This is a genomic window from Streptomyces aureus, assembly GCF_001418135.1.
Taxonomy (GTDB): domain Bacteria; phylum Actinomycetota; class Actinomycetes; order Streptomycetales; family Streptomycetaceae; genus Streptomyces; species Streptomyces aureus_A.
The window spans coordinates 51058-64584 of the sequence record NZ_LIPQ01000042.1; the positions used below are offsets into that span (position 1 = coordinate 51058).

Below are 13527 nucleotides of genomic sequence, written 5' to 3' on the forward strand. Positions count from 1 at the left end.
GCCAAATAGGACTTACTAGGCTCAAGCCCATGACCGCCGCAGCGTCCGACGCCTCGGACCCCCTGGAAGCCGCCACCCAGGCCACCCGCAGCCTCCAGGGGCTGTCCACGGAGCTCACCGCCCGCGTGCCACAGCTGCTGGAGGCCATGCGGTCGGTGGGCACCGGGCTCGAACTCCACTCCACCCTCGACCGCATCTGCGAGACCGCCGCCGAACTCGCCGACGCCCGCTACGCCGCCATCGGCGTCGTCGACGAGGAGGGCAAGGGCCTGTCGGACTTCGTCACCTTCGGCGTCGACGAGGAGGTGGCCCGCCGGATCGGGCACCGCCCGGACGGCCACGCAGGACTGCTCGGCGCGCTCATCCGCGACCCCCGGACGATCCGCCTCGCCGACCTCTCCGCCGATCCGCGCTCTGCGGGCTTCCCTCCCGGACACCCGCCGATGCGGACCTTCCTCGGTGTTCCCATCCGCGTCCAGGGCGAGATCTTCGGCAATCTGTACCTCGCGGAGAAGCACGGCGGCGGCGAGTTCAACGACTACGACGTCCACATGGTCCGGGTGCTCGCCACCGAGGCGGGCATCGCCATCGGCAACGCCCGCCTGTACGAGGCCGCCCGCCAGCGCGAACGGTGGATCGACGGTTCCGTCGCCGTCACCACCGCGCTGCTCTCCGGCGGGGACGCGGACGACGCCCTCACGGTCGTCGCCGAGCAGGCACGCCGCCTCGCCGACGCCGACGCGGGGATCGTGATGCTGCCCGCCGAGGACGGCGGCCTGGAGATCGTCGCCGTCTCCTCGCCCAGGCCCACGAAATCGCTGGGCGTGGTGATCCCGCCCGAGAGTGCCGTGGTGCGGCGGCTCCTGGAGGGCGAGGCGGTCTTCGTGGCGGACGCCTCGACGGACCCGCGCATGATCAGCCGGCTGACCTCCCCGTACGGGCCCAGCATGATGCTGCCGCTGCAGAGCGGCGGGCGGGTGCTCGGCGCGCTCGCCACGCCCCGGGTGCGGGGCGGGCGCCATTTCACCGAGGCGGAGCGGACGCTCGCCACCCAGTTCGCCTCGCAGGCGGCGCTGGCTCTGATGATGGCCGACGCGCAGCGGGACCGGGAACGCCTCGCCGTGTACGAAGACCGCGACCGGATCGCCCGTGACCTGCACGACCTCGTCATCCAGCGGCTCTTCGCCACTGGCCTGATGCTGGAGAGCGCCCAGCGCCGGTCGATCGTGCCGGCCGTGCGTGAGGGCGTCGGCAAGGCCGTGGACGAGCTGGACGTGACCATTCAGGAGATCCGTACGGCGATCTTCGCGCTCCAGCAGGGCCCCGCCGAGGCCCCGTCGGGGCTGCGCACGCGGGTCCTGCGGGAGATCAACATGGCTGCCGTGCCGCTGGGCTTCAAGCCCGCGCACCGCTTCCTCGGCGCGATCGACGCGACGGTCGGCGAACTCACCGGCAAGAACCTCATCGCCGCGCTGCGCGAGGCGCTGTCCAACGCCTTCCGGCACGCGGAGGCGAGCCGTATCGAGGTGGTCGTCGACGCCGGCGTCACCCTGCCCGACGGCTCCGCCGGGGTACGGCTCGAGGTCGCGGACGACGGCATCGGAATCCCGGCGGGCGGGCGGCGCAGCGGTCTGCGCAACCTGGCACGCCGGGCCGAGTCGCTGGGCGGCGCGAGCTGGTGCGGGCCGGGCATCGGGGAGGACGGCGGCGGGACGACAGTGGTGTGGGAGGCGCCGCTGTAGTCCTGTGGCTCCCGCGGATGCCTCTCAGACCTGCGGAGCCGTGCTGCCGGCCGCGCGCAGTGCTTCCGCCACCAGCTGTTCGACCACGACGGCCACGCCGTCCTCGTTGTTGCCGACCGTACGGCCGGAGGCGGCGGCGATCACATCGGGGTGAGCCTTGCCCATCGCGTACGAACGGCCCGCCCAGCGCAGCATCTCGATGTCATTGGGCATGTCCCCGAAGGCCGCGACCTCGTCGGCCGTGATCCCGCGCTCGGCGCAGCACCGGGCCAGGGTGGACGCCTTGGAGACGCCGAGGCCGCTGATCTCGATGAGGGCGGAGGGTCCCGAGCGGGTGAACGAGGCCCGGTCTCCGGCGGCCTCCCTGGCCAGCGCGAGGAACACGTCGGGGTCGAGGTCCGGGTGCTTGGCGAGCAGCTTCAGGACCGGGGCCGCGGCGCCGGGCGCCTCCTCGAAGAGGAGCTTCTCGGCGGTGGCGACGGTCGCGCCGGGGTCGAGGTGGAACGGCGGGTAGTGCGGCTCGTAGTGGATGCCGGTGGTGAGCTCGACCGCGAAGGAGGTCCCGGGGGCGGCGGCACGCAGGGCCACGACGACGTCCAGGGCGGCCGACCGCTCCAGCGGGCGCACCTCGATGAAGGTGCCTCCGGAGTGGAGGTCGACGACGGCGGCGCCGTTGGCACAGATCGCGAGGCCGTGGCCGTGGACGTGGTCGCTGACGACATCCATCCAGCGGGCGGGGCGGCCGGTGACGAAGAAGACCTCGATCCCGGCCCGCTCGGCGGCGGCGAGGGCGGCGACCGTGCGCTCGGACAGGGACTTGTCGTCGCGCAGGAGCGTGCCGTCGAGGTCGGTGGCGATCAGTCGGACCGTCGGGGCGGGCGTGCGCGGGGAACGGGGAGTGGTCACCGCACCATTCTTCCGCACCGAGCGCACGGGCGTGCGGGGAGCTGCACATATGAGTGGCGGTTTTCGGGCAGCCCCTTCCCCGGCGGCCGGGTGCTTACGCCCCGACGTGGCCGTAAACGTCCGTTCGTTTTCGGGCTGACGGGGAAGATCCCTGAGAGCTGATGACGTCTCAAGGGGGCGGGGCATGGGCTCGGGCCGGAGAAACGACGAGTGCGACTCCTGCGGTGCGCCGTACGGGACGTGGGTCCCGAGTCTCGGCATGCTCCTCTGCTCGCAGTGCGATGGAGCCGGCGCGGCCCATCCCGCCAGGGACCCGGTGCTGGTCGGGGACGTCCTGGCGGGTCTGGTCGGCGCCGCGCCGTTCGCGGTGCGCGGCGGCGGCGTCGTACGGGACATTCGCTTCGGGGAGGCGATACGGGACGTGCGGCGGGCCGCCGTCGGCGTACCGGAGCCCCGTGCCGGGGGATCTGCGCCCTCCGTACCGAGAGCGGCTGGGCCGGCGACCTCCGCCTGCCGGCGGTGCGGGGGCCAGGCCGTCTGGCACCGGACGGTGCGGGGCCGCTGGATCATGATCGAGCCCGGGGAGCTGGCCACCACCGCCGTCCCGGCGGGCAGCCGATGGCGGGTCGCGGGGGACGGAACCGCGGTCAACCTGGGATCCGCCGTGCCGTCCGACACGTGCCGGGTCAGTCATTTCGACGTCTGCGCGGCGAGTCCGGAACCGGTCGGCTCCCCCGTCCTGCTGGCCCTGTGGCGGGGCCACGCCCGGCGGATCGCCTGATCCACCGGGCGAACGCCTCGACGAACGCATGCAGGCGTCGACCGCTCGAACGCCTCGGCGCGGCCGCCCGCCGGCGCGGGCTGCCGAAAAGCACCGGCGAACGTACGTCGGCGTCGGCTGCCCGTACGTCGGCGTCGGCTGCCCGCTCGCCGGCGTCGGCTGCCCGGACGTCGGCGGCGTGCCGTCAGCCCAGCTGGGCGAGCGCCTCCGTGGCGATCTGCTCGAAGACCCGCTGGTCGGCGGCGAAGTCCGAGTCCGGGATCGGCCAGTGGATCACGATCTCGGTGAAGCCCAGCTCGCGGTGGCGCCCCGCGAAGTCGACGAACGCCTCCACGGACTCCAGCGGGCGGCCCCGGTCCGGGGTGAAGCCCGTCAGCAGGACCTTGTCGAGCTCGGCCACCTCGCGGCCGGTGTCGGCGCACGCCTTCCCGAGCTTCTCGATCTGGCCGCGCAGCGCCGCCACCGACTGCTCCGGGGTGCCTTCCTCGAAGATCTTCGGGTCACCCGTCGTCACCCACGCCTGCCCGTACCGGGCCGCCAGCTTCAGTCCACGCGGACCGGTCGCCGCGACCGCGAACGGCAGGCGGGGGCGCTGGACGCAGCCGGGGATGTTCCGGGCCTCGTCCGCCGAGTAGAAGGTGCCCCGCTGCGTCACCGCGTCCTCGGTGAGGAGCCGGTCGAGCAGCGGCACGAACTCGGCGAAACGGTCGGCGCGCTCCTTCGGCGTCCACGGCTCCTGCCCCAGCGCGGTGGCGTCGAATCCGTTGCCGCCCGCGCCGATGCCGAGCGTGATCCGTCCGCCGGAGATGTCGTCGAGCGCCATCAGCTCCTTGGCGAGCGTCACCGGGTGGCGGAAGTTCGGCGAGGTCACGAGCGTGCCGAGCCGGATCCGCTCGGTGGCCGTGGCCGCGGCCGTGAGCGTGGGCAGGGCCCCGAACCACGGGCCGTCCCGGAAGGTCCGCCAGGACAGGTGGTCGTAGGTGTAAGCGGCGTGGAAGCCGAGTTCTTCGGCCCGCTGCCAGGTCTTCTGCCCCTCGCTCCACCGGTGGATGGGGAGGATCACCGTACTCAAGCGCATGACTGCCACGATACGCGCGGCAGGATCAGCGGACGGTGCGGTTCATCCAGGGGGTGAGCGAGGCGTCGGGGACGAGCTCCTTGTACGTCTCGTCGCCGGGCAGCGGGACGACCAGCCACCAGCCGGGCGGGAAGAAACGTCCCTTCACGTGGGCGACGCCGCCGTGGACCGCGCGGACGAAGGCGGGGACGGAGTCGCGGGGGACGTCCGCGAACTCGATGCCGTCGACGATGATCCGGGCGTCGTCCTCGGGGAAGATCTGGACGGTGACGGAGGGCGAGCCGCCCAGCTCGACGTAGGCCTCGTGCGGCAGCGAGCCGTCGCTGTCGAGGACGGCGAACGCGCCGGAGGACGTACGCCGGGACGTCTGGTCCGCGCCGATGTCGTCGGTCACCGTCATTTCCAGGTTGAACTCCTGGGCGAGCTCGCGGATCGCGACGACGGCGGCTTCGGTGCTGGGCAGGGGCGGGTGAGCCATGGGAACGATCATGCCTCAGCCGGGCCGGAGCCGGACAGTCGCAGCAGCGGATCGATCGGTCCCGGCAGTGGAGCGGTCTCAGCCACGGGCCGACTCCCGCCACGGGCCGACTCCCGCCACGACCGACTCCCGCCACGGACCGGTCTTCGCCACGGGCCGGTCTCAGCCGGGGAAGCGGAGGAACTCCGGCGGGACGGCGTCCGCGAGCCAGACCCCGTTGGCGCTGACGCGGAAGACGTGTCCGGCCCGGTGCATGGCGTCGGCGTCGACGGCGATCACGACCGGCCGGCCGCGGCGTGCGCCGACCCGGGTCGCGGTCTCCCGGTCGGGGGAGAGGTGGACGTGGTGGCGGGCCATGGGACGCAGCCCCTCCGCCCGGATCGCGGGAAGCACCGCGGCGACCGTACCGTGGTAGAGGTACGCGGGCGGTTCCGCGGGCGGCAGGTCGAGGTCCACCTCGACGGTGTGGCCCTGGCTGGCGCGGATGCGGGTGCCCTCGACGGCGAAGCGCTTCTTGTCGTTGCTCGCGACGACGTGGTCGAGTTCCGCGCGGGTGATCGGGAAGTTGTTCCGGGCGAGCGCTTCGAGCAGCGCGTCGATCTCCGTCCAGCCCTGGGGGTCGAGGACGAGGCCGATGCGCTCGGGCTGGTGGCGCAGATGCTTCGAGAGGTACTTCGAGATTCTCACCGTGCGGCGCTCGTCCGGCGGTTGTGGCCGGGGCTGTTCTCGGGTCATTCCGCCAGGATGGCGGAGCTCGGATCGCCGGGCCATTGATTTTGGTACACAGGTTTGATCCACAGCCAAACTGAGTTATCCACAAGCTAGTTGGCGATTCTGTGGACAACGCACCTTAATTTCCAGGTGGATTAAGTAACTTCACCTCCCATGTGGTGATTTGAGGCGAGAGTGTCCAATGTCCTTTTGTGGACCTCTCGTTCGGCGGCGGCCGCGACGAAGGCCGCGACCCCTTCCGGCCCCACCAGACTCTGAACGGCCCGCACGGTCGCGGCCGGCAGCGCCACCGGCCGCGGCTCGTCGTCCTTCGCCGGAGGCGCGTCCGGAGAGAGATGGAGCTGCAGATGCCGGGTGGCCAACAGCTGCATCGCCCTGGCCAGTTCGGCGTCCACGGTCTGCTGGGCAAGCGGCCGGAGGCGCCGGACCATCGTCGCCGCCTCGTGCGCGTCCGCGTCCGTGGGCGGCCGGTGCTCCAGATAGCGCGCGAAGACGTGCTCGGTCGTGAACTCCAGGAAACGGGAGGCTATGTGCTCCACCTGGTCCCGAAGTTCCCTCAGATGCCCGGTGATTGCCGCGAGCGGAACCCCCGCCGCGTACAACTCGGCGGCCACGGCGAGCTCCTGGGGGCTCGGTACGAGGTACTCCTCCGCCTCCCGGTCCGGAAGCGGCTCCAGTACGCCGAGCTCGACGGCCTCCAGAATGGCCGCCTCGTCCGGCGTGCCGCCGAAGCGGGCGTCGAGCTCCGCACGGGAGATCCGGTCCGCCTCCTCGTCCGTCCACGGGCCGTGCACCTCCGCGACCAGACCGAGCACCCCGCCGAGTCCCCGGCCGGTGTCCCAGGCCTCCAGAAGTTCCTTGATCGAGGCCAGGGTGTAGCCCCGGTCGAGGAGGTCGGCGATCTGCCGGAGCCGCGCGAGGTGCGCGTCCCCGTACACGTTCGACCTGCCCCGTCGCTCCGGGCGGGGCAGCAGCCCGCGGTCCTGGTAGGCGCGGATCGTCCGGACCGTGGCCCCGCTGTGATGGGCGAGATCCTCGATCCGGTACTCCGGCTGTGCTGACTGCTCGGACAAACCCGCTCCCACCGACCGCTCGCTCCACCCCGCCACCGCGGGGCCCCTCCTGCAGGGGATCGATCGTACGACCGCCGCGCCGGCCCGCCCTCGCCCTGTGGTCGAACTCCCGTCCGACCCGCCCTTCGGGCGACGACGGGATTTCGACGTCAGGGCCTAGGCCGGCGGCTGCCACCGCGCGAAGGCCCGCAGCGTCCCCGGGCTGAACCGGGACAGGAAGTGCGCGCCCCGTGCCTCGGGCGTCACCGGAACGACCGCGCGGTTGTGCAGGACCGCCCCCAGGATCGCGTCCGCGACCTTCTCCGGCGGGAAGTTCCGCAGGCCGTACAGCCGGGACGCCTTCCGCTGGCGCCGCTTCTCCTCCGCCTCGTCGGTGACTCCCGCGAACCGCGCGGTCGCCGTGATGTTGGTGTTGACGATGCCGGGGCATATCGCGGACACCCCGATGCCCTGGTCGGCCAGCTCGGCGCGCAGGCACTCGCTGAGCATCAGCACCGCCGCCTTCGACGTGCTGTACGCGGGCAGGGCGCGGGAGGGCTGGAACGCCGCGGCGGACGCGGTGTTGACGATGTGGCCGCCCTGGCCGCGCGCCGTCATCTGCGCGCCGAAGACCCGGGATCCGTGGATCACGCCCCACAGATTGACGTCGAGGACCCTCTTCCACTCCTCGCTGGTCGTGTCGAAGAAGGAGCCGGTGAGCCCGATGCCCGCGTTGTTGACGAGGACGTCGACGATTCCGTACTCGCCCGCCACCTTGGCGGCGAGCTTCTCCATCGCCTGTTCGTCGGCGACGTCCACGGTCTCGCCCCACGCCTCCGGGGCGCCGATCAGCCGGGCCATCTCGGCCGTGCGGGCCGCGCCCTCGCTGTCCCGGTCGACAGCGACGACCCGGGCCCCGGCCTCCGCGAACGCGAAGGCGGTGGCCCGTCCGATACCGCTGGCCGCCCCGGTCACCAGGACCAGCTGGCCGCCGAACCGCTCCGCGTAGGCCGGCCTGACCCCGCTCTTCGCCACCGTCGCCGCGACCGGCTCGGGTGCCCGGGTCGCCGGTTCCTCGTGGGTCCGGACGAACTCGCCGATCCAGGCGGACAGCTGGTCGGGCCGGGTGCGCGGCACCCAGTGCTTCGCCAGCAGCGTGCGCCGGGTCAGGTCCGGAACCCAGTCGCCCAGGTCGTCGTAGAGACGCTCGGAGAGGAAGGCGTCGCCGGTCGGCGTGATCAGCTGCACGGGGGCGTGGGCGTACGCGTCGGGGCGCGGCCGGCCGAGACGGGCCCGGACGTTGTCCCGGTAGAGCCAGGCGCCGTGCGCGGCGTCGCTCGGCAGCGAGGGTGTCGGGTAGTCACCGGCGGGGACCTTCTCGACGCGCTCCAGGATCTTCGGCCAGCGCTTGCCGAGCGGGCCGCGCCAGGCGAGCTCCGGCAGCACGGGCGTGTGCAGCATGTACACGTACCAGGACTTGGCGCCCTGGCCGAGGAGCTGGCCGACCCGTCGCGGGGTGGGCCGGGTCATCCGCCGCTTGATCCAGTGCCCGAAGTGGTCGAGGGAAGGCCCCGACATGGAGGTGAAGGAGGCGATCCGGCCCTCGGTGCGCGGGACGGTCACGAACTCCCAGGACTGCACCGAGCCCCAGTCGTGGCCGACGAGGTGGACCGGCCGGTCGGGGCTGACGGCGTCGGCGACGGCGAGGAAGTCGTCCGTCAGCTTCTCCAGGGTGAAGCCGCCGCGCAGCGGTGCCGGCGCGGTCGAGCGGCCGTGGCCGCGGATGTCGTAGAGGACGACGTGGAAGTCCTCGGCGAGCCGGGCGGCGACCTCCGTCCACACCTCCTTGGAGTCCGGGTAGCCGTGCACGAGCAGCACGGTGGGCCGGCCCTCTTCGCCGAGTTCGGCGACACACAGCTCGATCCCGCCCGTACGGACCCAGCGCTCCCGCGCTCCGTCGAACCCTGCCATCAGACCGCCCCTTCGTTCCAGCGCCGCACGTGCGGCAGATCGTCGTCCAGCCAGAACGCGCTCTGCTCGGGATCCCTGGAGTCGGTGACGACCAGGATCTCCTCGAACTTCGCGCCCGTCCCCCGGAATCCGAGGTGCGGCTCGACCGCCCACAGGCCGGGCTGCGGCGGGTGGTCGGAGAACGTGTACGGCGACCAGAGCGGCGACCAGCCGTCCCGGTGCCCGTGCAGGGCGTCGCTCGCGAGGCCCTTGAGCGCCTGGGTGCCGAAGCCGAAGACGGTCGGCGACCAGCGGCGCTCCCTCACCCGGTCGATCTTGTGGGCGATGACGCCGAAGGGATAGGCCCGGTGCCGGTTCGCGTACCCCTGGCGGACCATGAGCCGGTCCACGTCCTGGTAGATCTCGCGGAGCGTGCGGCGCTCGCGCACCTCGCGCAGGATCAGCTCGCGGTGGTCCTGGAGATCGGCCAGCAGCTTGTCGTGCAGGGGGTTGAGACCCAGGCAGCCGCTGTAGCCGATGTCGGCCGTGTACCCCTTGAACACCGGGGCCATGTCGAGGATGAACGGCATCCCCGCCTCGAGACGCCGGTTCGTCGGGAAGAACTGCAGCGGGATCTTGAAGTCGACGAAGGCGGTGCGGTCCCCGAACCAGGCGAACGGCCGGTGGAACCAGTCCCGCACCCCCCGCTCGTACAGCCACTCGCGCTGCATCCGCGCGGCCTCGCGCTCGGTCACCCCCGGCTTGAGCTGAGCCGCGACGGCCTCCGCGCACTCGTAGGAGAGCCGCTGTACTTCCCTGAACCCCCGCAGCTCCGCGGAGAGTTCGCCTGTCATCGCTGAGGCCATGCCACCCGCCGTCCCGTGTGAGCGCCCGACTGCGCTACGCGTCCGTAACTTGACACCGATGAATGTGACAATGCCCGGCGGCTGCGTCAAGGGGTCGGACGGCGCCCTGTGGAAAAGCGGTCGTCCCCTCGCGCCGTGAGCGGGCACGAGCCTGTGGAAAAAGACTTTCGTCGCGAGCTCCCCTACTGGCTTGTACTCCTCTGGTCGGAGAAGGATCGAGCCGCTGGTCTGACGACCGCTGTGGCGCAGGCCACTACCGTCGAAGGCGTGACTGTGATCGCGACCGAAAGCCTCAGCAAGCGGTTCCCCCGGGTGACCGCTCTTGACCGGCTCTCCCTGGACATCGGACCCGGTGTGACCGGACTCGTGGGTGCCAACGGAGCCGGCAAGTCCACCATGATCAAAATTCTGCTCGGCCTCTCCCCCGCCACGGAGGGCACCGCCCAGGTCCTCGGCATGGACGTCCGGACGCACGGCGCGGAGATCCGTGAGCGCGTGGGCTACATGCCCGAGCACGACTGCCTCCCGCCGGACGTCTCGGCCACCGAGTTCGTCGTCCACATGGCGCGGATGTCCGGGCTGCCCGCGACCGCCGCCCGTGAGCGGACCGCGGACACCCTGCGGCACGTCGGTCTGTACGAGGAGCGGTACCGCCCGATGGGCGGCTACTCGACCGGCATGAAGCAGCGCGTGAAGCTCGCCCAGGCCCTGGTCCACGACCCGAAGCTGGTCCTCCTGGACGAGCCGACGAACGGTCTGGACCCGGTCGGCCGGGACGAGATGCTGGGACTGATCCGCCGGGTCTGGACCGACTTCGGCATCTCCGTCCTCGTCACCTCGCACCTCCTCGGCGAGCTGGAGCGCACCTGCGACCACGTCGTCGTCATCGACGGCGGCCGCCTCCTCCGCTCCAGCTCCACGAGCGACTTCACCCGGACGACGACGACGCTCGCCGTCGAGGTCACCGACTCCGACGTCCACACCGACGGCACGGCGGCCCTCCGCGCCGCGCTCACCGCCGCGGGTGTCACGCTCCACGCGGGCGTGGAGGAGGGCCTGCCCGGCGCCGGCCACATCCTTCTCCTGGAGGCCGCGGGCGAGGAGACGTACGACCTCGTGCGGGACACCGTCGCCGACCTCGGCCTCGGTCTCGTCCGCATGGAGCAGCGCCGCCACCACATCGCCGAGGTCTTCCGCCCCGAGGCGTCCCAGCACGAGGAGGTGCCGGCCCGATGAGCACCCAGATCCCGCAGCCCTCCCAGGCCGCTCCCGACACGACCCGCATCCACAACATCGGCTACCGCTCCTACGACGGCCCGCGTCTCGGCCGGGCGTACGCGCGCAGGTCGCTGTTCTCGCAGTCCCTGCGCGGCGCGTACGGCCTGGGCCGCAGCGCCAAGTCGAAGGTGCTGCCGATGCTGCTCTTCGGCGTGATGTGCGTACCCGCGCTGATCATCGTCGCGGTCGCGGTCGTCACCAAGCAGTCCAAGCTGTCGATCGAGTACACGCAGTACGCGATCTTCCTCCAGGTCGTCATCGGCATCTACCTGGCCTCCCAGGCGCCGCAGTCGGTCTCCCGAGACCTCCGCTTCCGGACCGTACCGCTGTACTTCTCCCGGCCGATCGAGCGCGCGGACTACGTGCTCGCCAAGTTCGGCGCGATGGCCTCGGCGCTCTTCCTGCTGACCGCGGTCCCCCTCGTCATCCTCTGGATCGGCTCCCTGCTGGCCAAGATGGACTTCGGCACCCAGACGCAGATGTTCGGCCAGGGACTGGTCTCCGTGGCCCTGCTCTCGCTGCTGTTCGGCGGCGTCGGGCTGGTCATGGCGGCGCTGACGCCGCGCCGCGGCTTCGGTGTCGCCGCCGTGATCGGTGTGCTGACGATCTCGTACGGGGCGGTCTCGACGCTCCAGGGCATCGCGTACGGCACGGACAACCTCGGTGCCATCCCCTGGCTCGGCCTGTTCTCGCCGATCACCCTCATCGACGGCGTGCAGACCGCCTTCCTCGGCGCGCCCTCCTCCTTCCCCGGAGGCGAAGGGCCGGGCGCCGGTGTCGGCGCGGTCTATCTGCTGGTCGTCCTCGCGCTCGTCGCCGGCTCGTACGGCATCCTGATGCGCCGCTACCGAAAGGTCGGGCTGTGACAGCCCTCCCGTCGCCCGCCACCACCCCTCTAAGGAATGGGCTGCGCCCATGAGCATCCTCTCCATCGACCACGTGTCCCGCTGGTTCGGAAACGTCGTGGCCGTGAACGACGTCACGATGACCGTGGGCCCGGGTGTCACCGGCCTCCTCGGGCCGAACGGCGCGGGAAAGTCCACCCTGATCAACATGATGGGCGGCTTCCTCGACCCCTCCACCGGAAGCGTCACCCTCGACGGGCAGACGATCTGGGGGAACGAGTCGGTCTACCGCGAGATCGGCGTCGTGCCCGAGCGGGAGGCGATGTACGACTTCCTCACCGGCCGCGAGTTCGTCGTGGCGAACGCGGAACTGCAGGGCCTCGGCGCCGAGGAGGCCCAGCAGGCGCTGGCCACGGTCGAGATGGAGTACGCGCAGGACCGCAAGATCTCCACGTACAGCAAGGGCATGCGGCAGCGCGTGAAGATGGCCTCGGCCCTCGTGCACAACCCGTCGGTCCTGCTGCTCGACGAGCCGTTCAACGGCATGGACCCGCGCCAGCGCATGCAGCTGATGGACCTGCTGCGGCAGATGGGCGCGGACGGCCGCACGGTGCTGTTTTCCTCGCACATCCTGGAGGAGGTCGAGCAGCTCGCCTCCCACATCGAGGTGATCGTGGCCGGGCGCCACGCGGCCTCCGGCGACTTCCGCAAGATCCGCCGGCTGATGACGGACCGGCCACACCGCTACCTGGTCCGCTCCAGCGACGACCGGGCGCTCGCCGCGGCGCTGATCGCCGACCCGTCCACGGCCGGCATCGAGGTCGACCACGTGGAGGGCGGACTGCGCATCCAGGCGGTGGACTTCGGGCGGTTCACCGAGCTGCTGCCGAAGGTCGCGCGCGAGCGGGGGATCCGTCTGCTGACGGTCTCGCCCTCGGACGAGTCCCTCGAATCCGTCTTCTCCTACCTCGTCGCGGCCTGAAAGGAGCCTGACCGATGTACAACCCCACAGTCGCCCGGCTCACCTACCGGGCCCTCCTCGGCCGCCGCCGGGCCCTGATCCTCTTCCTGCTGCCCGGCATGCTGCTGCTCATCGCCGCGGCGGTGCGCGCCTTCAACGGCGCGGACGACCAGGTCGCGGCCGACGTCCTCGGTGGCTTCGCGCTGGCCACGATGGTCCCGCTGATCGGTGTGATCGCCGGTACGGGCGCGATCGGACCCGAGATCGACGACGGCTCGATCGTCTACCTGCTGTCCAAGCCGGTGAAGCGGTCCGCGATCATCTTCACGAAGCTGATCGTCGCGATCGCGGTGACGATGGTCTTCTCGGCGGTGCCGACGTTCATCGCCGGCTTCATCCTCAATGGCAACGGCCAGCAGGTGGCCGTGGCGTACACGGTGGCGGCGCTCGTGGCCTCCATCGCGTACAGCGCGCTGTTCCTGCTGCTGGGCACGATCAGCCGCCACGCGGTGGTCATCGGCCTGGTCTACGCCCTGGTGTGGGAGGCCCTGTTCGGCTCCCTGATCGAGGGAGCGCGCACCCTGAGCGTCCAGCAGTGGGCGCTCGCCCTCGCCGAGAAGGTCACCGGTGACGGCCTGATCACCTCGGAGGTCGGCCTCACCACCGCGGTCGTGCTCCTGTCCGCGGTCACGATCGTGGCGACCTGGTTCGCCGGCTTCAAGCTCCGCACGCTGAAGCTGGCGGGCGAGGAGTAGAAGAGGACACGGAAGCGGTACGGCTCCGAGGCCGGGCGCCCCACCCCGGGAGCCCCACCCCGGAGCCGCACCGCAACCCCCCTCCCGTCACACCGTCCGGTCC

The 13527-nt window shown here is 71.5% G+C and carries 13 protein-coding genes; 6 read left to right on the forward strand and 7 right to left on the reverse strand.

The genetic code is table 11. From position 1 onward, the window contains the following. The first annotated feature begins 29 nt into the window (after window positions 1-29). Window positions 30-1742 carry a GAF domain-containing sensor histidine kinase gene (locus AOK00_RS05095; protein ID WP_055599107.1) on the forward strand — a complete coding sequence of 571 codons (1713 nt, stop codon included), beginning with the start codon at window positions 30-32 and terminating at the stop codon, window positions 1740-1742. Window positions 1743-1766: 24 nt separating this feature from the next. On the opposite strand, the gene AOK00_RS05100 is transcribed toward AOK00_RS05095, so the two are convergent. Then, entirely contained in the window at window positions 1767-2648 is an 882-nt protein-coding gene (locus AOK00_RS05100) for a Cof-type HAD-IIB family hydrolase (RefSeq protein WP_055599108.1), read from the reverse strand. A 259-nt stretch (window positions 2649-2907) separates the two neighbouring features. Between AOK00_RS05100 and AOK00_RS05105 the strand changes: the two genes are divergently transcribed. Continuing rightward, the gene (locus AOK00_RS05105) at window positions 2908-3429 is read left to right on the forward strand and encodes a DUF6083 domain-containing protein (protein WP_254047244.1); all 522 of its coding nucleotides are present in this window, start codon (window positions 2908-2910) and stop codon (window positions 3427-3429) included. A gap of 184 nt (window positions 3430-3613) precedes the next feature. On the opposite strand, the gene AOK00_RS05110 is transcribed toward AOK00_RS05105, so the two are convergent. From AOK00_RS05110 to AOK00_RS05135, 6 genes are all read right to left on the reverse strand, one after another. Next, entirely contained in the window at window positions 3614-4507 is an 894-nt protein-coding gene (locus AOK00_RS05110) for an LLM class flavin-dependent oxidoreductase (protein ID WP_055599124.1), read from the reverse strand. Window positions 4508-4532: 25 nt separating this feature from the next. Next, window positions 4533-4985: a hypothetical protein gene (locus AOK00_RS05115; RefSeq protein ID WP_055599109.1), complete on the reverse strand. Its 453-nt coding sequence runs from the start codon at window positions 4983-4985 to the stop codon at window positions 4533-4535. A 162-nt stretch (window positions 4986-5147) separates the two neighbouring features. After that, a complete protein-coding gene (locus AOK00_RS05120; RefSeq protein WP_055599110.1) occupies window positions 5148-5720 on the reverse strand; it encodes an RNA 2'-phosphotransferase in 573 nt (190 codons plus the stop codon). Between the two features lie 131 nt (window positions 5721-5851). Beyond that, complete coding sequence (locus tag AOK00_RS05125; protein WP_055599125.1) at window positions 5852-6790, reverse strand: MerR family transcriptional regulator; 939 nt, start codon at window positions 6788-6790, stop codon at window positions 5852-5854. Between the two features lie 156 nt (window positions 6791-6946). Further along, window positions 6947-8740, reverse strand: coding sequence for an SDR family oxidoreductase (locus AOK00_RS05130; RefSeq protein WP_055599111.1), 1794 nt, complete (start codon window positions 8738-8740; stop codon window positions 6947-6949). Then, entirely contained in the window at window positions 8740-9573 is an 834-nt protein-coding gene (locus AOK00_RS05135; RefSeq protein WP_173861506.1) for a M24 family metallopeptidase, read from the reverse strand. Before AOK00_RS05135 ends, AOK00_RS05130 begins: the two co-directional genes overlap by 1 nt. Before the next feature lie 285 nt (window positions 9574-9858). On the opposite strand from AOK00_RS05135, the gene AOK00_RS05140 reads away from it, so the two are divergent. From AOK00_RS05140 to AOK00_RS05155, 4 genes are read left to right on the forward strand one after another with little or no spacing between them, the layout of a single operon-like run. Then, window positions 9859-10821: an ABC transporter ATP-binding protein gene (locus tag AOK00_RS05140; protein WP_055599126.1), complete on the forward strand. Its 963-nt coding sequence runs from the start codon at window positions 9859-9861 to the stop codon at window positions 10819-10821. Continuing rightward, window positions 10818-11729: an ABC transporter permease gene (locus tag AOK00_RS05145; RefSeq protein ID WP_055599113.1), complete on the forward strand. Its 912-nt coding sequence runs from the start codon at window positions 10818-10820 to the stop codon at window positions 11727-11729. Before AOK00_RS05140 ends, AOK00_RS05145 begins: the two co-directional genes overlap by 4 nt. Window positions 11730-11778: 49 nt before the next feature. Next, window positions 11779-12690: an ABC transporter ATP-binding protein gene (locus AOK00_RS05150; RefSeq protein WP_055599114.1), complete on the forward strand. Its 912-nt coding sequence runs from the start codon at window positions 11779-11781 to the stop codon at window positions 12688-12690. A gap of 14 nt (window positions 12691-12704) precedes the next feature. Then, window positions 12705-13424 carry an ABC transporter permease gene (locus AOK00_RS05155; RefSeq protein ID WP_055599115.1) on the forward strand — a complete coding sequence of 240 codons (720 nt, stop codon included), beginning with the start codon at window positions 12705-12707 and terminating at the stop codon, window positions 13422-13424. Window positions 13425-13527 lie beyond the last annotated feature (103 nt).